At 45.4% G+C, this 26,706-nt stretch carries 22 protein-coding genes and 1 tRNA gene; 15 read left to right on the top strand and 8 right to left on the bottom strand.

The genetic code is table 11. The features are described 5' to 3' along the window. Window positions 1-607 precede the first annotated feature (607 nt). Entirely contained in the window at window positions 608-1,534 is a 927-nt protein-coding gene (locus Pan161_RS08760; protein ID WP_145225927.1) for a DNA adenine methylase, read from the top strand. Window positions 1,535-1,609: 75 nt separating this feature from the next. Then, window positions 1,610-2,035: a hypothetical protein gene (locus Pan161_RS08755; RefSeq protein WP_145225926.1), complete on the top strand. Its 426-nt coding sequence runs from the start codon at window positions 1,610-1,612 to the stop codon at window positions 2,033-2,035. Window positions 2,036-2,053: 18 nt separating this feature from the next. Here Pan161_RS08755 and Pan161_RS08750 read toward each other — a convergent pair whose 3' ends face one another. The 6 genes from Pan161_RS08750 to Pan161_RS08725 all read right to left on the bottom strand — a co-directional run bounded on the left by Pan161_RS08750 (window position 2,054) and on the right by Pan161_RS08725 (window position 13,539). Then, window positions 2,054-2,737, bottom strand: a complete 684-nt coding sequence (locus Pan161_RS08750) for a hypothetical protein (protein ID WP_197995780.1) — start codon at window positions 2,735-2,737, stop codon at window positions 2,054-2,056. Between the two features lie 192 nt (window positions 2,738-2,929). Beyond that, complete coding sequence (locus Pan161_RS08745; protein WP_145225924.1) at window positions 2,930-5,005, bottom strand: 3'-5' exonuclease; 2,076 nt, start codon at window positions 5,003-5,005, stop codon at window positions 2,930-2,932. A gap of 29 nt (window positions 5,006-5,034) precedes the next feature. Further along, window positions 5,035-5,772, bottom strand: coding sequence for a hypothetical protein (locus Pan161_RS08740; RefSeq protein ID WP_145225922.1), 738 nt, complete (start codon window positions 5,770-5,772; stop codon window positions 5,035-5,037). Beyond that, window positions 5,773-8,547, bottom strand: a complete 2,775-nt coding sequence (locus Pan161_RS08735; RefSeq protein WP_145225920.1) for a site-specific DNA-methyltransferase — start codon at window positions 8,545-8,547, stop codon at window positions 5,773-5,775. Window positions 8,548-8,551: 4 nt separating this feature from the next. Beyond that, window positions 8,552-10,468, bottom strand: coding sequence for a DUF262 domain-containing protein (locus Pan161_RS08730; protein ID WP_145225918.1), 1,917 nt, complete (start codon window positions 10,466-10,468; stop codon window positions 8,552-8,554). Continuing rightward, a complete protein-coding gene (locus Pan161_RS08725; protein ID WP_145225916.1) occupies window positions 10,465-13,539 on the bottom strand; it encodes a BPTD_3080 family restriction endonuclease in 3,075 nt (1,024 codons plus the stop codon). Before Pan161_RS08725 ends, Pan161_RS08730 begins: the two co-directional genes overlap by 4 nt. Window positions 13,540-13,935: 396 nt before the next feature. Here Pan161_RS08725 and Pan161_RS08720 point away from each other — a divergent pair, with 396 nt between their 5' ends. After that, window positions 13,936-14,913 (top strand): DUF932 domain-containing protein, encoded by a 978-nt coding sequence (locus tag Pan161_RS08720; protein ID WP_145225914.1) that lies wholly within the window; start codon window positions 13,936-13,938, stop codon window positions 14,911-14,913. A gap of 65 nt (window positions 14,914-14,978) precedes the next feature. On the opposite strand, the gene Pan161_RS08715 is transcribed toward Pan161_RS08720, so the two are convergent. Further along, complete coding sequence (locus tag Pan161_RS08715; RefSeq protein WP_145225912.1) at window positions 14,979-15,422, bottom strand: hypothetical protein; 444 nt, start codon at window positions 15,420-15,422, stop codon at window positions 14,979-14,981. Between the two features lie 259 nt (window positions 15,423-15,681). Here Pan161_RS08715 and Pan161_RS08710 point away from each other — a divergent pair, with 259 nt between their 5' ends. The 10 genes from Pan161_RS08710 to istB all read left to right on the top strand — a co-directional run bounded on the left by Pan161_RS08710 (window position 15,682) and on the right by istB (window position 23,499). Continuing rightward, entirely contained in the window at window positions 15,682-16,359 is a 678-nt protein-coding gene (locus Pan161_RS08710) for a metallophosphoesterase family protein (protein WP_197995779.1), read from the top strand. A gap of 108 nt (window positions 16,360-16,467) precedes the next feature. Further along, window positions 16,468-17,004, top strand: coding sequence for a hypothetical protein (locus Pan161_RS08705; RefSeq protein ID WP_145225908.1), 537 nt, complete (start codon window positions 16,468-16,470; stop codon window positions 17,002-17,004). A gap of 13 nt (window positions 17,005-17,017) precedes the next feature. Continuing rightward, entirely contained in the window at window positions 17,018-17,236 is a 219-nt protein-coding gene (locus Pan161_RS08700; protein WP_145225906.1) for a hypothetical protein, read from the top strand. Between the two features lie 4 nt (window positions 17,237-17,240). Next, the gene (locus tag Pan161_RS08695) at window positions 17,241-18,089 is read left to right on the top strand and encodes a RecB family exonuclease (RefSeq protein ID WP_145225904.1); all 849 of its coding nucleotides are present in this window, start codon (window positions 17,241-17,243) and stop codon (window positions 18,087-18,089) included. Next, a complete protein-coding gene (locus Pan161_RS08690) occupies window positions 18,083-18,853 on the top strand; it encodes a hypothetical protein (RefSeq protein WP_145225902.1) in 771 nt (256 codons plus the stop codon). Before Pan161_RS08695 ends, Pan161_RS08690 begins: the two co-directional genes overlap by 7 nt. Window positions 18,854-18,866: 13 nt before the next feature. After that, window positions 18,867-18,941 carry an HTH domain-containing protein gene (locus tag Pan161_RS31355; RefSeq protein WP_145232561.1) on the top strand — a complete coding sequence of 25 codons (75 nt, stop codon included), beginning with the start codon at window positions 18,867-18,869 and terminating at the stop codon, window positions 18,939-18,941. Between the two features lie 773 nt (window positions 18,942-19,714). After that, window positions 19,715-20,092: a hypothetical protein gene (locus Pan161_RS08680; RefSeq protein WP_145225900.1), complete on the top strand. Its 378-nt coding sequence runs from the start codon at window positions 19,715-19,717 to the stop codon at window positions 20,090-20,092. Between the two features lie 489 nt (window positions 20,093-20,581). Further along, window positions 20,582-20,950: a recombinase family protein gene (locus tag Pan161_RS08675; protein ID WP_145225898.1), complete on the top strand. Its 369-nt coding sequence runs from the start codon at window positions 20,582-20,584 to the stop codon at window positions 20,948-20,950. A 217-nt stretch (window positions 20,951-21,167) separates the two neighbouring features. Then, window positions 21,168-22,871, top strand: a complete 1,704-nt coding sequence (gene istA / locus Pan161_RS08670) for an IS21 family transposase (RefSeq protein ID WP_145223926.1) — start codon at window positions 21,168-21,170, stop codon at window positions 22,869-22,871. Further along, a complete protein-coding gene (istB, locus tag Pan161_RS08665; protein WP_145223927.1) occupies window positions 22,789-23,499 on the top strand; it encodes an IS21-like element helper ATPase IstB in 711 nt (236 codons plus the stop codon). Before istA ends, istB begins: the two co-directional genes overlap by 83 nt. Window positions 23,500-23,649: 150 nt before the next feature. Here the strand turns inward: istB and Pan161_RS08660 are convergent. Beyond that, a tRNA-Arg gene (locus tag Pan161_RS08660) sits at window positions 23,650-23,723 on the bottom strand. A 557-nt stretch (window positions 23,724-24,280) separates the two neighbouring features. Between Pan161_RS08660 and Pan161_RS08655 the strand changes: the two genes are divergently transcribed. Then, window positions 24,281-25,561 (top strand): right-handed parallel beta-helix repeat-containing protein, encoded by a 1,281-nt coding sequence (locus Pan161_RS08655; protein ID WP_145225896.1) that lies wholly within the window; start codon window positions 24,281-24,283, stop codon window positions 25,559-25,561. A gap of 37 nt (window positions 25,562-25,598) precedes the next feature. Continuing rightward, window positions 25,599-26,699 (top strand): alpha/beta hydrolase, encoded by a 1,101-nt coding sequence (locus Pan161_RS08650; RefSeq protein ID WP_232103669.1) that lies wholly within the window; start codon window positions 25,599-25,601, stop codon window positions 26,697-26,699. The last annotated feature ends 7 nt before the right edge of the window (window positions 26,700-26,706 follow it).

Below are 26,706 nucleotides of genomic sequence, written 5' to 3'. Positions count from 1 at the left end.
GGAATCTCTTGGTCAACATTCGTGGAACTTCTCCTGAAGAATTCAAAGCCGATAACTAAATCTACCTGCTTGAAGAAGAAAGATTGACAAAATGGCACATCAAACACGAATCATGAGTATTGATGATGACAGGATTCCTCCAACTCGAAAATCAAGGATGAGTCCTGTTCACATCAGAAAGCACGAACCAGATATTGATAATCTAAATCAGGAAGTTTGCGATCGGACAATGGGAATGCTGAATTCTGAGAGACCAACATATCTCTATTCGAATCCGATCGTCACGATTACGTGTGAGAAACTCAATCCACAGTTCTTTTCTCGTCTTCGAAGATATCAGGCAGAATGGTGCAAGAGAGCCAAATCTATTTTTGGAAGGAGTCCGATGCGAAAGACAAGTAATTGGAGTTTGGGTCCTGGCGAACGTTCTCTGTCTTCAAAGCAGCGGAAACACTTCAAGTACCTGACACGTGGTTTCTGTTTTACCGGCCTACTTTTTGTCCACGGAAAAAACGTTCCGCATCATGAATGGCTAAATCTGGAAAATGACAAAACTCATTAAGGTTACAAATTTGATCAAGATCTAATTGGGAATGAGACACCAAAGATGGATCGAAGTAAATCATATCGTAGAAAAACAGAAATCATTGAAATGATTTTTATCATCCCCAAAAACTACAGCGAATTAGTAATGAATCAGACTATGGAAACTTGGCATGATCCTAAGGGGCCAAAACCACCAATTGCGTGGATCGGTGGGAAATACTACCTAGCGAAATGGATCATCGAACAGATGCCCGATCACAGGGTATATATTGAGCCCTTTAGTGGAATGGCTAACGTCCTTCTGAAAAAGCATCCAAGTGAAGTCGAATATTTTAACGACCTCGACGGTCGTATCACAAATTTCTTCCAAGTGATTCGGGATTCTTCTACTTTTGAAGTGTTTCAGCGTCTTTGTGAATTAACTCCCTATAGCAGGGAAGAGTTTAAGGATGTGTGTGAGTCTGAAGAGCCAACAAACCCTGTTGAAAGAGCCCACTGGTTCTTTGTTCGCTGTCGTCAGGCTCGTGGTGGTATGGGGAGTGGCAATCTCACGAAAAATGCATGGGCAACGAGTACAAGAACACGCCGTGAAATGCCCGAGCCGGTATCAAAGTACCTGTCTGCAGTCGATGGATTGAGTAAAGTAGCCGATAGGTTTCGATGTGTCATGGTTGAGCAACTCCCGGCCATTGAACTTATTCAAAAGTATGACAGTTCTGATGCTTTGTTGTACTGTGATCCTCCCTATCCACGTTCTACGCTCTCAGGGAAAAGCAAACCATTATATGGCTTTGACATGACAGACGTAGAACATGAATGCCTGTTAAATGCGCTCAAACAATGTAAGGGAAAAGTCCTGATCAGCAGCTATGATTCTCGACTGTACCGCGAGCAACTAACCAACTGGAACTGTGTTGAAAAATCCACCCATGTTCAATTTTCAAATTCTAGCCAAAACCGCACTGAGCTCCTATGGAAAAACTACTGACATAAAACTATCGATGGCTAAATGAAGTCGTTCAATCTCATCAAAGTATTATATTCTAAGAGGAAAATCATTGAAATGGTTGATATCAATCTAATAGGTTCGGAAATTAAGACCCTGTCACCATCGTTACTAGACCGAATCAGACGGATTAAAGAGAGGGCAATTGGAACCATAGCGGAATATAGTCCTTGTTTATGGATTGCAGATTTAATATGCACTAGTGATGACGCAAGGGTCCTTTTGATCCCATTCAAGGCTATCGCCGATACAGATGGACCGAACTATGACCGTATAGCCGAGATTGAACAGTTACTGGAACATTGGGATGACAGTAAAAATTCACAAGACATGCTGGAAATCTGTGAAATACTCGACCTTCTTATCAAAGAAGATATCTACGATTGGGACAGTCTAGTTTATTGGGATGCTAAACTAATTTTGGAATCGCTACATACAGCAGTTGTCCGTCAAGTAGATATGTTGAAGACAAATCTCAGTTAATTAGATGGGAAAAGACAATCACAATTCAGAATTTGTTTGTTTTTCAAGGTGGCCATTGCAGTCAACGTAGCTCATATTATATCCCATGTTTAAGCAGTGCTCACAATATAGGCAATCATCTATTATATTGGCGTAAGGTTGGCCTTGCCACACACGGATACTCTTAGGGCACAAGTCTACATGTGACGCCAGGCCTCTTGTGATTGAATGTTTTCGAATCGTCTGAGACATTATCTTCTTGTATTCTTTCTCCTTCTTCACATTATAAATCCACCTTTTATTCTTGATACCATTCACTACAAGTTCAGAAACTGAATCGAAATCCAGGTCTCTGGGGGCATTACTAAGATCGATTTCGATTGCTGAAATACCAAGTTTAGTTATTTTGTTTCTTTTCTTCTCATCGACTTGATGAGTCACAAATATCTCAATGAAAAGTTCTCTGTTTTGAATGGTTGCTATCAAATCAGGAACGATATCGCCGACTCGCTTTTCCAACCTGATAGAATCAATTTGGTACATTGACTCAGGAGCAATCTGGATTGTCGCCGCATAATAGGTACTAAATGTGACAAGCACAGCAGGAAGTTTGATGACTGAACTTTTCTCAAGAGCTTGCTTTGCAACCAGATGAAGGGCAGTTTCAATCGCATGCTTGCAAGATGATGGTCCATGATGAGCAAAATGGTGCTCTCGTTGCATACCTTTTCTAGCAACGAGTGGAGATCCGCAATGTGGGCACTTGCAGTTACATTTCAATCCTGAGGGGACTTCTGAAATGTGAGTGGGCTGGTCATTCCTGAGTCCATATTTGAGTAATTGAGTATCCACATCGATATCCACGAAGTTGTACTTTGGAAAAGAATAATGGATAGGGAAACGAAACCAATGTGTTTAATTGTCTTCTTTGAGATCATCCAAAAACTCTGAGGCAGGATCGACTCCCGAAACCATGAGTTGGTCACGTGCACGTGTGCAGGCTACGTAAAGTAAATGTCTTTCTGTATTGTAGACTTCTTCGAGATCGGATTCGTCTGTGATCGATTCTAGTCGTGATTGCAGAGGAACAACCTCATCATCGCAGGCCATAACAGCGACTACTCTAAATTCCAGGCCTTTGGCAAGATGCATTGTCAAAACTGAAACAGAATCAGGATTAGTCTCAATACTATCTCCAAGGATTACCGCTTTGAGCCCAAGTGATTCAATCACTTTAGAAGCTCTGTTGATTTCATTTTCAGAGCGGACAATGAGACCAATCTCCTCAGCTTGGACTCCCTCTGCGATACGATCACGTAACCATTGCACAACACCATCGATTTCCAGATCTTCTGAATCAAAGATTCTAATCGTGGGGTTTGGCCCGCTAAATGCAGAAACCGTACCTTTACGATTTTCCGTATTGCCATCAACATCCGATAGTTCTACCGGCAATAATCGGTCTGCCTGGCCTCGTATTTGATGTGATGTGCGATAGTTGATGTGCAATGTATGACTACGCCCACGAATATCAATCCCCAGTGACATCCATGAAAAAGGTAGTTGAAAAATACGTTGGCCAAGATCTCCAGCAAAAAATAAACTGTCCGGGTGGGAAGATCCCATCGCTGATAGGAATTTCATTTCAGGAATCCCAAAGTCTTGAGACTCGTCCACAATTGCATAATCATAAGGGCATTTGTGTTCCTGCTGTAAATATTTTGTTATTTCAGAAAACATTGATGCTTTTGTGAGAAGGTTTTGCTCAGTTAATTTATTTCTCACTCTCTCAAAGATCGTCCATAACTGACTCCGCTGTTTTTCTCCTAAGCGTGTTTTACGTCCTAGACGAGATACATCTCGATACATCTCCCAACTATCAAGCTGCCATGCATCAACAATATCATTCCATTCCGACCAGATAAATTGTTGACTAAAGCGATGTGTGCCTTCGAATTCAGATGCTTCCTGTAACATCTTACTAAGATCAGATTTATCGATCAGATCAGGATTGCCAATATTGGCTGAATAAAGCCGGTAACCTGTTTGATCAATCGAATGGACTTCAACTCTTTCGAAAAGCTTAGGTGAATTACCGATGAGGTAGCGGAGCTTGTTTTTTAATGCTTCCGCAAGTGCCTCGCTAAATGTTGTCACAAGTAATCTTGCTTGAGGGTTCTTTTCAGCCAGGTAGGCGGCCCTATGTAGGGCAACAACGGTTTTTCCTGTTCCTGCTGACCCTGAAACCTTTACTGGGCCATTGTATTGTTTTTGAACAAGTTTTCGTTGTTCAGGATGCAGGAAGACTAACCATTTTTCCCAAGGATAGTTGAGTGCTAAGCGAAGTTCCTCTTGATTTGTAACTACATGAAAACGTCGTTGTGCATCTGGGTGATCAAATGGGTTTACTGCACCAGAAGTAGTCTGGACTAGTTGCGGCTTACCACCTGTGGCGAGTTCAAGTAATACTTCTGCGGCTTCTTCTGGTAGATGCTCGATTAACTCAAATAATGAATCTTCGGTTGCATTATGAACATCATCAATCCAGTCAACTGGAATCCCATATTTAAGTAATTCTGATTCGTCCAGGCTTTCAAATAATTTCGGTGAGTTGGACGGTTCCACACTCTCAACATATCTAGGAACAGTGATTTCTTTGACGGTTTCTCGAATTTCAACCATCTGTGCGGCACCTGTTTTAGGGTGAATCTCAAGCTTACGCCGCTCAGCCCAGTCATATGCATCATCGTGATGGTCTACATAACATAATAAAAAACTGGCTTCTGTTTTGTGTATGATGAGCCTAATGTCGCGGTTAACACGTACCGACCAGAAGTGTTTGTCTTTAGCTCCATCAATTCTATGAAATTGCAGTCCTGGCCCAGACGGGTCCATTTGAAGGTCAAATGCAGTCATCTTGACAGATTTTTGTTCTTCACCAGTCAGTTTAGTCAGACTATCAGTGAATGTATGTGCGATTCTGAATTGCATTAATTTATTCCACTAATCATCTGTTGTACCTAGTTTTCGATCATTGCATCAAGAAATGCAGCCGCCCCTCTATATCGTCTGATTGAGACTTCCACTGGAGTCATCGTCGCAGTGTTGACAAAACTGATTTTCTGTTTTTGAACCGCCACGAGAAAGCCCGTTTGACAGCACTTCGGGAGCGACTTGCATGACAAATAAACTTTCCTCGCACGACCCTCTTGATACATCTTCAGGAATACAAAGACTTGATTGCCATTCTTTATCCGTTTTATGATGATCGCTAGGGGGCATGGATTAGTCCCGTACTTTTCCTTAAATTTAGCCGCAATGTCGTTGCCACGTCTTTTTTGCCACTTTGATATTGCAGTGATGTCCCTGTTGCTGCGGAAATCAAAAATACCGCTTGATTGTGAAAGAGAAATTGAAGTCCTGGCAGCGGTGGTTGAAGAATCTGTGCATGGATGTTTCGGCCAAGGATGCCCTAATTCATCAAAGAAAACGCGGCTTCCATTCTTGTTCTGATAGTAATAGACGCTCTCGCCACAGACAGGACAGAGTGCATTGGGGGTTACAAAGCAAACAGAAACCCGGCTTTCTGTCTTGAATTCAGGATACTGGATGAGAAAGGAATCCACTTGCGGAGGAGGCGGCATGTAATCATAAGATGATCGGTTCCAATCGTCACGATTGACATAATGCCCATTGACCCAAAACTCATTGCCCTGAGCGTTCGTCCGGTAATGACCTTCTTTCCAGAATTGCGTCATTTACTCCACCCTGAATACTTTCATTACTTCATCACCCAGGTGATTGATCACTTTCACAGCAATACGTCCACTTTTGGGTTTGCTGAACGGACGGGATGTGTCGCTGTTGAGAGTGGCCCAGGCATCAACATTGATTTCTGCTTTAAGGGTTGTTTTTAAGCTCTTGTATGGGTCGTTGGCTCCGAGGAAATAGGCGTGTCGGACGAAGAAGCTTTCTTCGTTGTAGTCGGTGTCGAGGAACCAGCAGGCGATGCCTTCTGCTCCGTCGCTGCGGACTTCACCGGTGTTAGGGTGGAAGACATCAACGCCGTTGATTTTGACTTGAATCTGTCCCTCGTCTGTATCGAGAATGTCAATGTCTGGTTCGCCGAAGATGACGAACAGATTGCCTTTGCCGGTGTTCTTTAAGTCATCTGCCATGTGAAGGTCGGCGTTCATTCTTGCTTTGAGAACTGTAAGCTTGCCTAGTTTGTCGAACTCGGAGGAATGGGCGTCGTAGTTGAACGCACAAGAGATCAGCACGTCAAAACCGGCATCGCCCGCTTCACGGGCTGCGGCGACTAAATCGGCTCGACTAACAGTACCGAATTCAGGGCCGATGAAAATGGCGGCTCGCTTTTCATTTCCACTCTCTTCTTCACCTTCGAGATATTGACCCTCTGCACAAACAAACCGACCAGGCCAGGGGGTGAGTGAAGTGAACTCAATTTTGTCTTCTTTGTGTGCTTGTTGCACACCAGCAGTTTTAAGATTATCCAGAATTATCTGAACGAAGTCACCTTCATCACCGGATGCAGCGGTCTCTTGTTGTTGGGGATCGATCAGTTCATCATCTTCATCGACAGCTAAAACACGGTGTGGTGATATGCTCTCCACCGTAAAGGGGCCAGCCACACGCACTTTTTTCTTGTCTTCGTACGGTTTGTCGTACAGATATTCAAAATCTGCCTTGGCAGCGATGGACGCATCAATCTCGTTCTGCCGGGCAATGCGTTGCTTCCACCAGTCGGCGTGCAGTTTCTTCGCTGCTTCCGACCAGCCTTTCTCCGTTTCGCGAGGAATCTCCCATTCTTGCCATTGCTGACTGACCGCCTTGTTTAGTTTTTCCCAAAGTGGTTCCAGTTTCTCCTGAAACTTCTCCCAGATCACATCTACCTCGGAATTATTGGAGATGGAACTCAGCATAATGTGTGGCACACGTTCGTAAACAAAACCTTGTCGAATGTTTCCGAATGTCGGAGTTTCAGAAGGATCGGTACGAGTCACTTCCGCCTCTTTTATTTGTCCCTCTTTACTGTCGGTTAATAGATAGTATGGGTAACGTGCTCCCATGATGCGTGCACGAGCCAGAGCAAGAGCAACACGCGAAGTGTCAATTGTAATCCAACGCCGCCCCCATTGTTCAGCAACATACGAGGTAGTACCAGAACCACAAGTGGGGTCAAGAACTAAGTCGCCAGGATCAGTCGCCATGAGTATGCAGTTTTGGGCAGCCGCTGTAGCTGTTTGAACCACATATATGAGCCCTGTCCCTATCTGCATCGATTCCCATCGATCAGTCAAAGGGATGACGGAAAAATCATCTACGAAGCGAAGGGAATTTAGGCGTGTTCCAGTCGACGTAAGACGACCAGCCTTTCTGAGTTTCTGCAACCCTTCCTCATTAGTTTTCCATCGTTGGTTGTACTCTTTCCCTTGGTACACAAATGGAAAACGTGGATTAGCTGACTCAAGTGCTATTGTACGTGAGCGTCGACCTCCCCCTTCGACCTTGTTTGAAATACGTTCTGCTTTCGTTAATCGTCTAATGCTCCCGTCCACATCTGTTACTGAATCGTAGCGTTCTAGGGCAGTATCGCCCGCCATGCGTGGAAGGAACAATTGTCGGATTTTGGACTCATCTTTGTTCTTTCCATACCAAAGTATGAAATCGAGAGTCTGTACTATACCAGTCGAGACTAGACCACCTGTTTTCTGGAGTGTGATTAGGCAAATGAAGTTTTCGTCACCAAATATTTCGTCCATCAATACTCGTACCCGATGGACATTCTCGTCACCAATTTGAATGAAAATGGAACCTGATTCTGTCAGCAAATCTCTTGCAACTATTAGTCGATCTCGCAGATATGTAAGATAAGAATGAATCCCATCTCGCCAAGTATCACGAAATGCCTTCACTTGTTCTGGCTCTCGGGTGATATGGCTGCTATTGCCATCTTTGACATCGCGACTTGTGGTTGACCATTGAAAATTGCTGTTAAATTTGATGCCGTAGGGTGGATCGAGATAGATGCATTGCACCTTACCGCGCAGCCCCTCGCGTTCTGCTAAAGAAGCCATCACTTGTAGGCTGTCGCCCAGAATCATGCGGTTTGACCAGTTGGAATCGTGTTGATAAAACTCAGTCTTGGCATTTTCATCGGGTAGACCGTTGAAGTCAGAAAAAAGATCAAGCTGTGCTCCCGGTTTTGTTTTCTCCTGATTTTCCGTCTTTTTGAGTAGATCATCGATGAGTACCTTGGGATGCACCTTCTCCTGAATATAAAGGGGCGGTGCATTGACCACGAGGTCCGACCAATCCTGCTCGTCTTTACCTTTCCAGACCAGTTGCGGGTCAAGATCACGATTACGACGTTCGTAAGCAATCTGAACCGGAGACTTATCCTCATCCGCTACCACTGATTCCATCTCCGCAGTCGGAATATTCGTGCGTGTCGCCTCTTCATGGTTGATTGTGGCGATTGTTTTTTTCTGTTTGGTCCGTTTCTTAGCCATTGTTTTATTCGATTCCTTCGAAGGAGTACATCTTTAGCAGCTGATCAACCATGACGTTCGTACGTGACTCAATCATATCCATGGTCCACTTGGGAACATTTGCTAGATTGTCTGACTTTTTGCTGACCGTAAAATTAAGATTATTGAGAGCCAATCCATTTCGATATCCAATGTTGATTTTATGGCCCAAGAATTTTTTATTTTCTGCCAAAGCCTGTTTGTCTTGAAAAGAAGCTGTAGCCAGTTTTGAGTTGTATCCGCTCATTGTCAAATTTCCTAAACGATGAACGTTTTCTTCGTGGATTAATTGTGCTTTTGCACGATCACCGTTTGCAATCATGTCTACCCAATCATTTGATATATCCTCTTTTTGAGGCAAAATATGTTCTACAGTCCAAACGTAATTATCTTTATCATTTCTTGCCCAAAGATCGGGAGCATATTCTCGTGAGTGATGTGTTTCATCCAGTTTGATCAACAAATAACGCGTCATTAAATGATTTGTCGAATACATGCTCTTTCTAAGATTCTTTTCAAACTGATCCCTGGAAGCGAAAGTTCCCGACTTTAACAGGGTATCCCTAAAATAATCAAAAGTAAGTAAGTGACCTGATTCGATTTGATTATGACATGCTTCGATAAGATTCATACTTGCTTGATCTAAGTCTCTCGTTCCCGGAAAGTCTGTTACATTTCGTCGAACGTAGTATTTCTGTAATAAATCTACGGCATCAGAGCGAAATGTTTTTTGATCAAGTTGTGAATCTGGTAAATGAAACAAGTACAACAGAATTTGATATGCGGGTGAAGCATTGATTCTACTAAGATCTGATAACTGCTTAGTGAGTACAGAATCATAATTCTCATCGCTTGGAGCAATTAGTTTTCCATAAATTTCAGCATAAATACAAATGTCATCAAATACTTTTGCAGCATCTTGTTTGATGAGTTTTTCATAGATAAGTATGATTTTTGATTTGATCGCTCTCGAAATCCCCTCAACGCGTATTGATTTATCCCAACGAAATGCATTGTAGTAATGACGAAGAAATCGCTCCTGATCAGTTGTGTCTGGAATAGCTGCAATAACCTCTTGCCATTTCTCAAACGATTCATCGACATCAACCTGATGTTGTTTTTCCATCTCTGACAATATTTTATTTTTAATTATGTCTATTGCTGAAAGTGGTACACCTCGGTTATTCAATGTTTCAAAAAGTGTAAAAGCATCTGCCTGGCTATTCACAGAAATATGGACAAAATTTAATTGATTAATCTTTTCAACCAATGCCATCAGAGGGGCAGGATCCTCAGAAATCCAATTCTGAAAGAAGCGATATGCTTTAGCGATTGAACGCAGCCCAAAGTATTTTGGCTTATCTCTTTTTTTAATGATTCCAGTTTTGCTTAACAGATAAGTATAATCATCAAGATTGCGATTCTGGCTACTCGGTTGGACTCTGAGAAAGCAGATTTTTGATTGTTCTACCCAGCCACCAATTTCCGATCCTGTGTCTCCATCCTTTTTTTTCTTTTTGACTAATTTATTTCTGAGGCTTGAGAGAGAGTTATCGTAATCTTGCCTATCTTCATCATCCTCAAATTCAGTTTCATTTTTTAGGTCGTTCAAGCGTTCATAAATTGCCATCATGAAGAGAGAGAGAGTTGTAAGTCTTTGCTGTCCGTCTACGACATCATAAACAATTTCGCTGCCTGGCTGATTTCCTCTTTCGCCGTCATTAACACAGATAATTGAGCCCATGAAATACCCAGATTCATTTTCGTCAATATCTTGGACTAAGCGTTCCCAGTCTGTTTTCCGCCAACTGTATTCTCTTTGGTATTTGGGTACGTGGTAGTGTTCACGTGCACCTTGGTCAATGCTTATGATTTTAGAAAAAGGCATGCTGTCTGCTTTCATTTCATTTCTCCATTCGCATTGATAACTGATCGAGAATCAACCATTTCGTTGAATTTCTGTTCGACTTTTGCCTCGAAGTCATCTTCCATTTCGTATACATCGGTGAATTCGACGAAATCCCATCGACCGTAAGATTTCAAAGTGTTGACACCAGGAATCCATTGAGTTTCCATTGTTGCTTTCTTTTCCTTTGCATCTTCCTTGCGATAGCCTTTGATTTCAATAACTAGGTGGAGTAAATCATCTTCGCCATGACCATCGTCAACGAGTACGATGTAGTCAGGACGGTATTTTCGCATTGTCGAACCAAACTGGTACGGAACTTCCAACCCCAGATTATGATTCTTTACATACGCTTTCACCTTGGGATGAGCCTCAGCAACCCGACAAAATTCTCCCTCCCAACCGCTGTCGAGAATTGCCCAATTGACATGGCAGAAGCGAGAGTCCGTTTGCCAACGGTCAGTTTTTGATGTATTGAAGTTGACGAAGTTGGTCGAGCCGGTCTGATTGTATGGATCGAGAATCGCTTTGATTTCATTTTCTCCAATCATTTTCCTGGTAATACCTGCGGTTATTTTCTGACAAGCCATATCTGCCAATTCCTGATACATGAGTTGTGCAGGATAGGTACCGCCTTTGCGTTTCAGGCAGTTGTCTAGCCATTGCTTGGTAATGCGTTTGAGCTGACCGAACAAATGCAGTCCCGGTTCTTCATCTTGTTCTCGCCATTTTGTGTAGAGCAAACGTTTCGTAAGATGAAAAATCAATGTAGATCGCCGCATGTCGCCAGTGTGAATGAGAGTTAAATCGACCCCCTCACCAATAATTCCTTCATTACGATTTTTGGTAGGACCAACTAAGTCGGGAGTCAGTTCGAGAATTGAATCATCATTAAATTCTGCTTCGAGTTTCTCCTCTGGCAGTTCAATACGGTATCCTTCAACACGAGGAAAACTGATTTCAAGATGATCACGATCAGGACGGACTGCTTTAACGTGAATCGTTTCACGTGGTAATTGCGGTTTTGAGATGACGGGCTTCGCATTAAAATCAAATGGAATTCCTAAAACATCTGCATACTCGACGTTGAAAAGACCCTCTTCGTTGAGATCGTAGGATTGTCTTCGCAGTGCACGACCAATGACTTGCTCGCAAAGAAGTTGAGTCCCAAAGGCTCGCACGCCAAGCACATGGGTAACCGTGTTAGCATCCCAACCTTCTGTCAGCATTGAGACTGATACAACGCAGCGGATTGATTCTCCTAGTCTTCCTTCCTTGCCAACTGTATTCATTACTTCACGTAATAAATCTTGATCGGTAATATTATTAGCGTTTTTGTGTTCGCCCCGCTGCCGCATTTCATAGCGAAATCGCTCAATTTCACTCGTTGCCATATCGCGAAAATTATTATCAAGAGCATCGCCTGATTCCAGTTGTTGGCTGTCAATCAACAATGTATTAGGACGACCAAGTTCATTGCCATGCTCGTCAGTGTTCCGAAATAACGGCAACCTACCTTCGACCAGACTTGTGGAGCCGTCTTCGTTTTCACGATGAAAACCGGAGATATAATCGTAAACAATTTTGGAAGTTGCAGTATTGTTACAGACGACAATGAAGCAGGGCGGAACTTTGATTCCATTCTCATCCCACAATTCAAAGGTTTTTTCGTAGTGACCATATAAAGCATCCAATGCCGCTTGTAGTTTGTTAGGAATGCTCAGTGGGTCAAGTGCTTTCCCTTTACCTCGACCCTTCTTCGGCATTTGTTTTCCTATATGCTCCCATAGGTTACGAAACACGGGCATTTCTGCCCCAGGGATATTATCAGCGACTGGGACACGAGGCAGTTTGACGATACCACACTCAATCGCATCCATCAGAGAAAAATCACACATCGTCCAGGGAAAAAGAGTACCTTCTACATATCCACTACCACTCAGAAAAAATGGTGTTGCTGAAAGATCGATTACTTGAGAAATACCGATTTTTCGTTTCACGGCTTCCAAACCAGAAATCCACATGCGAGCAGCTTCTTTATTTTTTTCTGCTTCCTTCCTGTCATCGCCTTTCAAATCTTCGTCTTCATTGCTACTGGGTTTTTCTCGATAGCAATGGTGGGCTTCGTCATTGAGAACCAAGATGTTTTTCATTCCCATCAAGTCAGGCATGACGCGCTGCATCATTTGCCCTTCGGTCTCCAGTGTATCCAGTTCATCACCCCGACCTTGCAATAGAGATCGTCCCCCTTTGGAAAGTTCCATTCGTTCTCGGAGTTTGAAAGCGTGATAGTTCGTAATGACAATCTTTGCACGATCCAGATCGGGAAGCATGTCATTCGGAACTAATTCACGACTTTGGTAGTAACTGTCTGGATCGTTGGGGAGGAGGACTCGAAGGCGATCCCGAATTGTCAGACCTGGTGCAACGACAAGAAATCCTCGGGTAAACTTTTTACTGTTCGGACGACGGACAGCATTAACGGTTTGCCAGGCGATCAGCATCGCCATTACGGTGGTTTTACCCGCCCCGGTTGCTAGCTTGAGGGCCAGTCGCATCAACTCTGGATTCGCCTGCTCATTAACTGCAACCAGTTTGTCGAGAATTTCCTTACCTTTTTTCCCTAATTGAGGTGCAACTTCAGTTAACCAGATCGCGGTTTCGACCGCTTCTATCTGGCAGAAAAAAGGACGGATACTGTTGAATGGATGGTGACGCCAGTGTTGAAGGAGACGAGCCGTCTCTGGTGTGACTCTCCAGTTATGTGGGTTGGGATCAGCACGCCATTGATCAACATAGTTACGAACTCTATTGATGAGAAATGTGGTATCGTACTGCTGTTCTTCAGTTGAAAGTCCCTCTCCTTCATCAAGGACAAATTCTTTTTGCTCTTGAGCTTTTGATTTCTTGCGTTTCTTTGGCTTAGGAATGGGCGTAATGAACTCTGCCGGACGTCGTTTCTCGGCTATCTTCTGAGTTGGCTGACCACTCTCATCGAGTTCCCAATGTCGAGTGGGATAATAATAAGGTGAGTTGAGAATTGGTTGATTGAAAAACTCATCTTGCATTGATGAAACTTTCTGTAGCTCTTCGTTGACAAAAGTCAGAAACTCAGCAGAGAAATACCCCAAGGGTGTGGTGGCTTTTGCTGAACTATTAAGTTGATTCCCGTTTACCAAGAGGTTTATTTTTACTGGTTACTTAGCCGAATCGATGAAATTTAAAAAGTGCCGTGATGGCTGTAATCACTTCTTGCTCCGTAGATTCAATGAATGTGCAACTCATTTATTGGCCTATACATAAAGTGCAAGGGTGGGACCGTACTATATATGAACAAACTACCAATGTTTTTAGGAAATCGCAATCATGTGAGCAGGTAAGATTGAATTGAAATCCGCAGTAGAAAATTGCTCCCAGGGGTATTTAAGTTTAGGAACAACATTACTTTAGCTCTGGAGTCCTACATGCCTCACGAAATCGCAACCACTAACGGTCAACCAGCCATGATGTATGTCGGGGAAACACCTTGGCATCGACTGGGAACGCAACTAAATGAACCTGCAACTGCTGCAGAAGCTATTGAGGCAGCGGGTTTAAATTACCGGGTTGACCTTCGACCATTAGAAACTGAAGAGGGGCTTCCAGTCCCCCAGCGAAAAGCGGTCGTTCGAAGCGATTCCAATACCGTTCTGGGAGTTGTGGGAAACAGTTATCAGCCTGTCCAGAATCACCAGTGCTTTGGATTCCTGGATTCTGTGGTGAGCGACGGACAACTCCGCTACCACACAGCAGGGGCCTTAGGACAGGGTGAGAGAGTTTGGATGCTGGCCAAGCTCCCTGGTGAAATTCGAATCAAAGAATCCGAGGATGTGACCGAGCAATACCTGTTATTGAGTAATTCTCACGATGGCAGCTCCTCCCTCAGGATCTTCTACTCGCCGATAAGAATTGTTTGTTCGAATACATTGCGAGTAGCAGAAAGACGCAGCCGGGGGCAAGGTGTTTCAATTATGCACAAGGGGAACCTGTCTTCCAAAGTCGCAGAGGCTCAGAATGTTTTGGGCTTTGCAAAGCGGTTCTATGACAATCTGGAAGAACGGATCAATCGACTAGCCCATCATTACCCGAGTCGTAAGCAGTTGGAGACATACTTTGAAACACTTTATCCAGATACTCCCGATTCAAAGAATCAACGGGTAAAAAACATCCGGGAAAACCTGAGTTATCTGTTCGAAAATGGGAGAGGACAGAATATCCCCGAAACAAAACTCACAAGCTGGGCAGCTTTCAACGCTGTGACGGAATTCGTGGATCACCATCGATCCACACGTGGAAAAACTGAAGACGAAAAAATCAGTCGCCGCTTCGAATCTTCCTGGTTTGGTAGTGGGGCTCGATTGAAAGCAGCTGCCTGGAGTGCTGCCTTGGAAATGGCTTCTTAATGATTCGGAGACTAAATACCCTTGATAATTAGAAGTCTATTATTGAGAAATAATTCATAATTTGATTATTCATTTTTCTTTAGCTGATTCCAAATATCCTTCAACTGATTCGCTCTGGCACGTAGATCTGTTTCAACCTCTTTACCTATTAAATGTCTCTGTGAGTTAGTTTCTAAAGAATAATTAAGACACTTTTCGATTTCTGAAAGTAGTGTTCTACAATCTGCATGCTCTAGTATTGGTAGATAATCAGGATGAATCTCTACCCTCAATGGATTTATATCTCCTGGAATTTCGTATTTGATTTTCAAGTGATTCACATATGCATTAAAACGGCTTTCCCATTCATGAATACTTGCAGTAGCATCACCTACTATGTTGATAAGACATTTTAGTGGAGAATATTCAAAAAAAATCCACACCGGTTGGATACTTTTTTGGCATTCTTCTTTACACAGGTGTGTTTTTCCCGATCCCGGAAGTCCAGTAACTATTGTTAGCTTATCCAACGATCCTCCTTTAAAGCAGCTATATTCTTGACACTACTCGTAACAAATGCATCTCTTTCAACTCGAAACTAGATTCTAAAAATAATTGTCTCGAATGTAAAAGTAATTTAACAAAAGCAATGATAAACAATTAAGGCGAGCATCAATTCATAAGGGATGCTCTAAATTATTTCGACTGAACCCACCTTTGCGTAAAAGGTTTTGCTATAATTCAGATGTAGGAAGCAGGCACTTTTTACAGGAGAGGTATCTGAGAGTCGTGGGTGAGGGAAAGCAATCCGGTCGATTGATCGCAATCGGAGATATTCATGGTCATAACTTGGCATTGCAAGCATTGTTGGAGCAAATCGTTCCCGTAGAAGACGACACCATCGTCATTCTGGGTGATTATATCAACCGGGGGCCTGATAGTTGCGGAGTGATCGAAACACTCCTGGAACTTCATGAACAATGTCAATTGATTCCCATACTGGGAAACCATGAAGAGATGATGCTGGACAGTCGCGATGATTGTCATGCAGAACAACGTTGGATGTACCAGGGAGGTAAGGCTACTTTAGAATCCTACGGTGACAATGCTGGTATTGGACAGATCTCTCAGACGCACTGGCGATTTCTTTCTGAGTGCCGTCCGTATTATGAGACGGAGAATTTCATATTCACTCACGCTAACTATTGCTGGTATTCAGCACTTGACCAGCAACCTTCTTCGCTGCTCCGCTGGCTCTCCCTCAAAGAATCTGAGCCGCGTCCACATGTTAGTGGCAAAACAGTCATCCTGGGACACACGCCAGGAGTGATTCGTGATTATGGATTCTGTCGTTGCATCGATACCGGCTGTGGTTTTGGCGGACAACTCACAGCGATGGATGTCGCTTCAAATACATCATGGCAAGTCACGGAATCAGGTGAAGTGGTGGCATCAGACCACTCCTGATTATCAATCCAATCTTCATGTTCCTTTCAGAGAACAGCGTAATCTCACGTTGAGTCGGGTATTCAGTTCAGTGACAAGAATCTTTTTTCTACTGAAAGGAAACCCTTCATGCTCAAAGTCAACGTTGGAATGAGTCGTAAAATATCACGGGATTATAACAGCACCGGTTTCAGTGTGAATCTGGAAGGTGAAATCCTGGCGAATCTCGATGATCCAGAAGCCATCGTGGAACGGGTCAAGGAATTTTACGACCACGCAGAAGAATCTCTGGCTCAGCAAATTGAACGGTACGAAGGGGAAACTGCAATTTCACAGCGGGATATGGATCATTCCAACGCGAATGGAAATCATCGACCGAGCCCGGTACAAACTCGTATTCCAGAAAATACTTCACCCACAAGAAATGGAAATGGTCATTCCCGAATGGGAAACAGCGATTCCAGCACTCCAGCAACCAATAAGCAGATTCAATTTCTGTTATCCCTCGGTAAACGGCAAGGACTTGCAAAGCCACAATTGGAAAATCATATTGCCGGAATCTTAGGTCATGAGGTTGATGTTTACGAATTGACCAAGGATGAAGCGGGAAAGGTCCTCAATCATCTCACTGAAGCCAACAACGGAAACAAATCAGTCCGACGGTAACAGGAAACTCAAAATGGACCCACAAGTTGCCTGGGAAGAGATGCTGGCAGCGATTGTCGAGAACGATTTATTCGAAGCCGAATTGAGAGCCGAATATCTGATTGATTGGCTCGACAAAAACGGCTTTCCACCTCAAACAGTATCTCGCGTTCTACCGAAAGAGTGGGACCAGATGATCTGCAGGTATGTATGCCGCAAGGTCATGATGGCTGTGCAAACACCGGGAGGATAAATAATTGCGAGACAGATCAAGACCACACTGGAGTTTTAGTGCCCTGAATCAGTATCTACGCTGCCCGCTCCAGTATTACTTCGAACGAATTCTTCGCATCCCCAGAAAGTCTGTCGGCAGTGGTTTGATCTTTGGTTCTGCGGTTCACAACGCATTAGCCGTCTATCATCAAGGATTGAAAGATGGGGCCGAGTTGAAATGGCAGGAAATTCAACAGGAGTTTCTCGAAACCTGGGTCTTTCGAGAGGATGATCAAACTGTTGAATACAAGCCTAAAGAATCTCGTGATGATTTGATTGCTCAAGGTTTAGCATTATTAAAAATCTATCATGAGGAACCTCCGCCGCAAGACATCTTCACGGTTGAGCATCAGTGCTATATTCCCATCACAAACAGTGACGGAGAATATCTGGAAACTCCTCTGGTGGCGATCGCAGACCTGGTCACCCGTGAAAAAGATGGAGTTCTGAAGATCAATGAATTTAAAACGTCAGGCCGATCCTATGGTGAGTTCGAAGTAGAAAGATCACTGCAAGCCACCTGCTATGTCAATATGCTCTGGGAAAGTTTCGGAGAATGGGCTTCCGTGGAATTTACAGTCCTGGTGAAAACAAAAACACCAAAGATCCAACGATTGAAAACGGCCCGTAACGAAGATGATCTCGGAAGACTGGGAGATCTTGTCGAGAATGTGGAACGTGCGGTGGACAATGAAATCTTTTATCCCGTTGAGACTCCCCTGAACTGTTCAATGTGTGTCTTTCGACAGGAATGTCGGGAATGGAAGCCACAGAAGAGACATCTTGAATCAACACCAGAGATGGTAGAACTGATCGGAGTCGGAGCATGCTGACGGAATTGGGAGGGAAAGGGGGTTGTTTGTGTGAGCCCGCCAAAAGTGGAACGCTACGATGTCCCCTGATCGTTCGGCCCACCAGCGAAGATGTGATTACCGGTCACTTATTTGGAACGTTACAGGCGATCAATCCCAGGTGGTGGTTGCCCGACTTTCTGAATCATGCTCTCGGAGTTGAACGATTTCGCCGTCAGGTATTCCGAAAGCTTCGTATCGTACTTTGGCAAAAGCAACCAAAATTCCCACGCTGGCTGATTCCCTGGGATGAAGGACAAACTGAAGTCGATGTTGTCATCACGTGGGAAAATCCACCGACGACTGTGTTTGTTGAGATGAAATATGGCTCACCACTTTCTGCAAATACGACTCACAATAATGGTCATGCTGGTTATCCAGCGGACCAGTTGATTCGGAATGCTCGTATTGGCCTTTATCAATGTGGTTGCTATCAAGAAGCAAAACTATTCGAATTTCTCCCGAGGGACTTTAGCCTGATCTTGCTCTCACCTAAAACGGGAAACCCACTAGTTGAACGATATCGAGATCTGGGTAAGTTCCGAGAATCGATTCCACATAACGGTCGACTCGCAACACTACCACGGACTCCGTTCATAGGTGAAATGAATTATTTGGTCCTCCTCAATATATTAGATTCGAATCAGCGATTTATGACCAAGACTGAGCAGCGTCTTACTGACCAACTTAATGATTACATACAATTTAAGTTGGACCAATTAATTAGCAAACAGTCGGATAATTGATTATGGAAGCCAGATGACTTCAAATACACTGGCTGAAGAGTTGGAATGCTCAAAAAGAACTGTCCATCGACTTTTGCAAACACTCTGAATGGCAGGCGTTCCCTAGTTCTTTGACGAAAGAATCCGAGCCTACAAGTTCGACCTGGTTATAAGTTCCCACTACTTGAGAAACAGATGATCGCCAACGGTGAGGCGTTTGCCAGTTCACTACAGGAGTTTCTTAAGGCCTTAAAATTGGCGACAGGACACAAATAGCATCGTCCATTCAAAATACCGATGGAGGTAGTATTGCTAAGAGTGCCTCCTCCTACTTTTCGCTGCCCGTTCTGGATACAGCGCATCAATGTGGGTCGTTGTCGTCTCGGGTAGACTCGGTGTGAACTCAATAAGCATAGAAAGTTCAAACTCTGGGTGATGAGTGGCAAAAAATCGGCAGAGACATTCGACAAGTGCCGTATTGGTAACAGGCTCACGATTGAGCGTGGTGAGGTTGGCTAAGGTTGAACGGGCTGCCCCCACTGCGTCCGCAACCGTCTGCATATGAAGCCGTTCTTCTGTGCCTGAAGCATTGCACTCTGCAATTAACTCATTCAGCCTGAATCGTATCATCTGCTCAGATCTATCAAAATCGAAAAAAACTGACTGTCACCCTTGACAACAGTGGCGGCGCATGAGATGTTGTACTCGAGGACAGTCCTTCTTGGCAACACTGACATCATATGAAAAGGTGACCGGTATGTCAACGAAACTGCTGCTCATATGGCTTCATTTCATATTCCGAGCGATGGTTCGGGTGAAGTCACCTAAGGCCAACTGTTGGCCTGCACTATATATGTCTCTCTATTATAGAAAGAGAATGCAATGACTACCGTTTCAGAAGATCAGTATATTTGTGATGAATGCTGCGGCAAAATGGATGCCGAAATGATTAAGAAAGAGGAGTTCACTGATGAGCTAATTCAGTGTATTGAAGAAAAGATAAAGGACAGTGGAGCCTTTCAAGGCTTTGGGGTGCCCTATGCGGAGTTGACCACCGTGAATATTTTGCACTTGGAATGTTTCGCGGGTGGAGGAATTGACATTCAACTGGAGGTGAACGCAGAGTTTGACAGCCTGAGTGCTCTCTGCAAATCTTGCGATATACCAGGTTCTCGGTCGACTCCTAAATCTGCTGGCCGTAGAGCACGAGAAGCAGAGGAAATAGAAGATTTAGTCGGGGCACTTCTCAGGTGCGACTGATTCGGGTAGTAAGTCAAGGTACCTCCGAGTCTATACGCAAGCATCGTTAGTCTCAAATGAGCCAGAGACATGGACATGTATTTTCAGATCATCTCGACTGAACAGCAACCACTAGGCGGAGGGACGGTTCCTTCGTCGCTGGTTGCTGTTCGGTCTTCAAGCGTTCCAAGAAACTCAAGGGATGGTTGCGATTATGCAGACCAAGCGATTACGAAAAAAGGATATGGACGTTGCATTTAACTGTTGAAGCACTTGAGAAAAAAGTCACCATCACACCAAATCATCCACTCTAAGATGTCACAAAAAAGGAGGAGAAGAGTCCCGGCAGCAGTCACTTGGTGGCGTGTTGGCAGCAATTGCTGAGAGACGGCGTGGGGCAGAGGCAGAACAACTCAACAATCAAAACCATCTGTCTTGATCAGGAGAGGACACTATGGCATCAAAGTCATTAAAGAAAAAACAAAATGAGACAGAAGAGAGCAACGGAGTTTGCATCGCGGTCTCTATTCGTGTTTCCTCTACTCGTCAAGCTGTGGAGCGGATGGTCTGGAAGCTCAAAGAAACGACATTCGAAAGGGAATTGAATATCGAGAAACACTTAACAGATGGGTGGTCGCGAGCACGGACTACTACATCGATGCCGGGCGAAGTGCGAAAGATCAAAACCGCCCCGAACTCCAACGGCTCAAAGCCGATGTCGTGGCAAGAAAAATTGACATTATCTTCGTAGTCAAACTCGACAGGTTGACGCGCAGCCTATTGGACTTCGTGGAACTTTGGGATTTGTTCGCCAAACACGATGTCCGTCTCCTGTGCCTTCGATCGGTTCGACACATCTTCCGCGATGCGTCGAACTGATCGAAAGATCTTTCCGAGAAAAAATTGATTAAATCGTGCATGCCAAAGCCCATTCAGATGGAAATTGTCTCATTTAGTCCGAATTCGCGAAAAGGCATGGGTGGAGATTGGCGTGCAAAGCGGACCCACTTTGGGGGAGTTATTGGCGCGTAAAATGGACCCATCGTAGCAAGTTCCTGATACTGGAGGCTTTTGACCTTCAGTTTCGGGGTGAAGGATGCTTACGGTGGACGATTACGGACGTATACGGCGTGCTCATCGCGACGGGATGAGCATCCGGGAAATCGCTCGGACATTTCATCATTCACGGCGAAAGATCCGCGAAGTATTACACGGTGCAGGGCAACCGCAACAATATTCGCAGCGCCAGACTCAGGCGGCTCCCCGACTGGGCCCCTTCCATGAGACCATCCGACAGATTCTCGCCGATGATGAATCGCAACCACCCAAACAGCGGCACACAGCACAACGAATCTTTGAGCGACTGCGGGACGAGCACGGCTATCTCGGCGGTTACGATGCAGTTTGTCGATTCGTGCGGAAGCACCGAACCAATAAACGTGAAACATTCATCCCGCTTGATCACCAACCGGGCCAACGGCTGGAAGCCGACTTCGGCAAGATTTATGTCGATTTTCCCGACGGACGACGACGGGTTTCAGTGTTGATTCTGGTCTGGTCGTATTCCAACGCCCCCTTTGTGATCGCTCTACCGACGGAACGGACCGAAGCGATTCTGGAAGGCATGGTGCAGGCGTTCGAGTATTTTGATCGCGTTCCCAAAGAAGTCTGGTGGGACAACCCGAAAACGGTAGCCGACGCGGTGCTCAGCGGGCGGAGTCGCAAAATCAACCAACGTTATGCAGCCCTGGCAAGTCATTATGTCTTTGAACCACTGTTCTGCCTGCCGGCCAGCGGGAACGAAAAACCGGTCGTTGAGAATCGCGTGAAGACGTTGCAGCGGAAATGGTCGACTCCGGTTCCCAAGATGGAAGATTTCGAGGAACTCAACAACTATCTTCGGCAATGCTGCCTCCAGGAACAGCAGCGTCTCAGTAGTGGTAAGACAGAAACCATCGGCACACGATTGGAACAGGACAAACAAAACGCCGCCGGGTTGCCCAGGCACCGCTTTGATCCGTGCATCCGCCGGGAAGTAAAGGTCAACAAGTATCAGTTCGCCCGGTTTGAGAACGTGGATTACAGCGTGCCGCGACAGTGTGCGTTTCAGACGGTGAGCGTCAAAGGTTACGTTGACCGTGTGGAAATGGTCTTTAAGGGAACTGTGGTGGCAACCCATCAAAGAAGCTATGAGAAAGGGTGTCAGATTCTTAACCCGTTGCATTACCTCGCAGCTTTGGGGCGGCGACCGGCTGCGTTAGATCATTCCAACGTCTACCGTCAGTGGAAGCTACCGCCGGTGTTTGACGAACTTCGCGAACGGCTGGAAAACCGGCATGGCTTATGTGCGGGAGCAAAACAATATGTACGAGTGCTACAGCTATTGTCCGCACATCCAGTCCAGCGCGTCCAGAAAACCATCGAACAGTTGCGTGGCCCCGAAGGAGCGGATGCCGACCGGATCATTCGCCGGGTCAAACGCAGTACCGCGCATGCCCGCAATCAGCCTGATTTCTCTCCGGCAACTCTGAGCAAAGAAGAATTGAGTCGTCCGGAGGTCTTGTCGGTACAGGTTCCCTGTCCGAGCCTGAACCATTTTGATTTGTTTCTTTCTACGTCAACACAAGGAGATCATCGTGCCCCCACAAACAATACAGAAGAAAAACGATCCGAATCTACTGCTGCAGAGCAATCTCAAGCAGTTAAGGTTACCGGCCATGAATGCGGAGTTCGAGAAGTTGGCCCACGAAGCGGCCAACTCAAATCAGACGTTCGAGCAATATCTGCTGCAGTTGACTGAACTGGAAGTGGCGGCACGGTCCACGAATGCGCTGACCAGCCGGATCAAACAGGCTCAGTTCCCAGTGGAAAAAGGGCTGGAAGATTACGACTTCGCGGCCATGAAATCAGTCAACAAACAGAAGGTGTTGGAGCTGGCCCGTGGTGAATGGGTCCGGCAACATACCAATCTCTGTCTGCTTGGTCAGCCGGGAACGGGCAAAACCCATCTGGCGATTGCACTGGGCCTGGCCGCCTGTCGTGAAGGAATCCGAACGAAATTCTTCACCGCTGCGGCACTCGTCAATCAACTGGAAACCGCGCAACAGCAATACAGTCTGGAGCGTCTCCTGAACAGGCTCGACAAGCTCGATCTGCTGATTGTCGACGAGCTGGGTTATCTGTCTTTCAGCCGTGCTGGTGCGGAACTACTGTTCCAGGTGTTTGCTGATCGTTATGAAAGACGAAGTCTGCTGATCACCAGCAACCTCGCCTTCAGCGACTGGGGCCAGATCTTTCAGGGCGAACGGATGACGGCAGCACTTTTGGATCGATTAACGCACCATTGTGAAATATTTGAGATGAATGGTGAAAGCTATCGGTTCAAAGAGTCGATGAAACAAAAGAAGCCACCTCGCAAAAAAGCCTGAGTCGCTTCCACACTTTGGCATACTGACCACCACGTTACCCCACGTGGTTAACCCAACCCCAGGTGGGTCCCATTTCCGCGCCAAAGTGGGTCCGCTTTACACGCCAATCTCCATAGGTACAAGCGAGAGCCTCATTTGACGTAAGTCAAGTACACCCGAAGGGATTCGAACCCCTAACCCCCGGTTCCGAAGACCGGTGCTCTATCCAGTTGAGCTACGGGTGCCTGTCAGAATAGTGGACTATCCTGGAGTGATTCAGGTGACTCAAAAAATCGGAACTTCACCGGATTTTGAGAGCCGCCGTTTCTGAGAAGCAGGTGCAACCTGTTGTCAGTGTTTATGTTACTAAAATCAGAAACAGATGCAACTGTTTGCGCTGGGTGATTCTAGCATTCCATGGATAAATTACAAGTCGCCCCGCTGTCTGATTTGAAATGCACAAAATCAGTCTTAGGCTAGATCGCATCACATTGAACCATAGCGTCTCTCAATCTATGCTACTCGGTCCAAATGGCCCTGGAAACGCTACAGTAAAACTGGATACAGTCTAAATCTGAGTCATTCTCATAGAGAATTCAATATGCCTTGCTGAGTAGACTACTTCTTGTCTGCAACTTGACTATCGAGACTATTTCGGTTGTGATGGATGAATTACGAAAGAAAGTTAAGCTGGTGTTATTGCACCAATCCGGAATTACATCCTGATCGTGAAAGATGGCTTTACTCAAGCTGTTTTTCTTCCTGCCCCGCGCTTCTGATTTATTAAGAGGTCCTGCCTGCTATGAAACGTTCTCACACAGCCGTTTTGAAATCGATGTTGACTCTGGCGTTTATTATCTCTCTGAGTTCAGGGCTGGTGTTTGCCGGGCAGGAAAAAGGGGAAACACAAAGCAAAGCGAAATTACCAGGTGCGCGACCTGTGATCCACGCGATCAATTATGAATCCATTCAACAGGCGCTGGATGCGATTCCTGCAGAAGGGGGAGTCGTCATGCTGCCTCCTGGGAATTTTGAGATAAATGAGCCGCTAGTCATTACCAAAGGTGATGTGTTACTGATGGGCGCTGGTTCTGCGACGCACATTCATAATAAGAATGAAGAAGGTCAGGATGCGATCGCCATCCATCCGCCTGCGGATGCCAAGCTTCCGGATGGAAAGCCAGACCCGAAGCCCCGCATCTGGCGTGTGCAGTTGCAGAATTTTCGCGTGACGGGCAATGAGAAAAGCGGGCGGGGCATTAATGCCAAATGGGTTCAGGAAATTTATATCCATGGGGTCACCTGCAGTTATCATGGCAGCGACGGTATTTTTCTGGATTTCTGCTTCGAAGATCCCCGCGTTTCCGATTGTCTGATTACCTACAACAAAGCCACAGGTCTGAATACCGTCGGTTGTCATGACATTGTTGTCTCGGCAAATCATTTTGAAGAGAACCTGGATGCACTGCGATGTACCGATGGATATAACCTGTGTATGAGTGGCAACAATCTGGATGACCATTTACGCGATGGTGTGATCATTGAAAATACGTATGGTTCCATTGTCTGTGCCAACATGATTGAAGAATGCAAAGGCCGGGCGATTACTCTGGATAAAGAATGTTATGGCATTACACTTTCTGCTAATGTCATCGCTCACAATGGCAGTGGTATTATTCTGGATGACGCCCATGGTTGTGCGGTCAGTGCGAATACATTTACGCTGCTGTCTAAAGATGCCTTAAAGATAGGACCCAAGTCGGGCCGGATCACGGTGACGGGCAATAATTTTTCCAACAGTTACATAGGAAACGGGCAGGTCAAACGCCGTACCAATGATCTGAAAGCCGCCGGACTGACGCTCGATAAAACCCGTGGAGTCACAGTTTCCGGAAATCTGTTTGCTTCGGTTCGTCCCAAGGCTGTGACAGTCATTGAGCCTACGACGCATGTGCTCTTCGGAGATAACCTGTTGATCGATGTTGAATCCGATCATGATAAGCTGACCGAATCCATTATCAAAAATACGCTGATCGCTCCCGCGGAACCTGTGAAACCGGTTGCTAAACCATCTGAAAAGTAACTTGGGAATTCACTTTAAGAAAGGTACCGCTGTGCTTGTGAGATATTCCAGTTTCTTCATCTGCTTAATTACCTGTAGTCCGGTTCTGTGGAGTGCAGATGCTCCACAGAATCCAACGCAACAGGTTCCCGTTTATCAGGAGCATCTGGATCTCTCTTATTATCTGGATTCAGCCGGGAAGAAGCATTCTGTTCAATCATGGGCTGACTGGAAAATACGTCGCGACCATATTCTATCCAATATGCAGACGGTGATGGGCGAGATTCCCCATCCAGAGAAACCGGTTCCCCTGGATCTGAAAGTGCTGGAAGAAACAACCGTCGGTTCTATCAAACGGTTGAAGATCTCTTATCACACGGATGATTTGCAGCAGCGTGTGAAGGCGTATTTATTTGTGCCCGCTTCAGCGTCTCCCGCGCACCCAGTGCCAGCGATACTCTGTCTGCATCAGACGAATTCCAGTACGGGCAAAGAAGAACCGGCGGGAATCAAAGGCTTGCCGAATCTGAAATATGCGCTGGAACTGGCGGAACGGGGATATGTGACACTCGCGCCGGATTATCCTTCGTTCGGGGAATATCCCTACGATTTCAAGGCGCATCCTGAATACCGCAGTGGCACGATGAAAGCCATCTATGATAATATGCGATCCCTTGATTTACTGCAGTCCCTGAACTATGTGCAGGGAGGCCGCATTGGTTGCATCGGGCATTCACTGGGGGGCCACAATACCATGTTCACGGCTGCCTTCGATTCCCGGATCAAAGCATTGGTTTCCAGTTGTGGATTTACCCGCTTTCATAAATACTATGGCGGCAAGCTGAAAGGCTGGACCAGTGATCGCTATATGCCTGTCATCAACAGTGAGTATCAGAACAATCCGGATCTGGTCCCTTTTGATTTTACCGAAATCGTAGCCAGCTTCGCCCCCCGCGCGTTTCTGGCATGTGCCCCGATAAGTGACAGCAACTTTGAGGTGTCGGGCGTGAAAGATGTAATACGGATTGCTCAACCCGTTTATGCGTTATCGGGTCAGCCTGAAAACTTGCAGGCCGTGTATCCGGAGGCAAAACACGATTTTCCACCAGCCACTCGCGAAACGGCTTACCAGTTTTTTGACCGCCATCTGAAGCAGTAAACCGGAA

The sequence above is a fragment of the Gimesia algae genome, assembly GCF_007746795.1.
Lineage (GTDB): Bacteria > Planctomycetota > Planctomycetia > Planctomycetales > Planctomycetaceae > Gimesia > Gimesia algae.
Note: the sequence above shows the minus strand (reverse complement) of the source record. Positions and strands in the feature narration are given on the sequence as shown.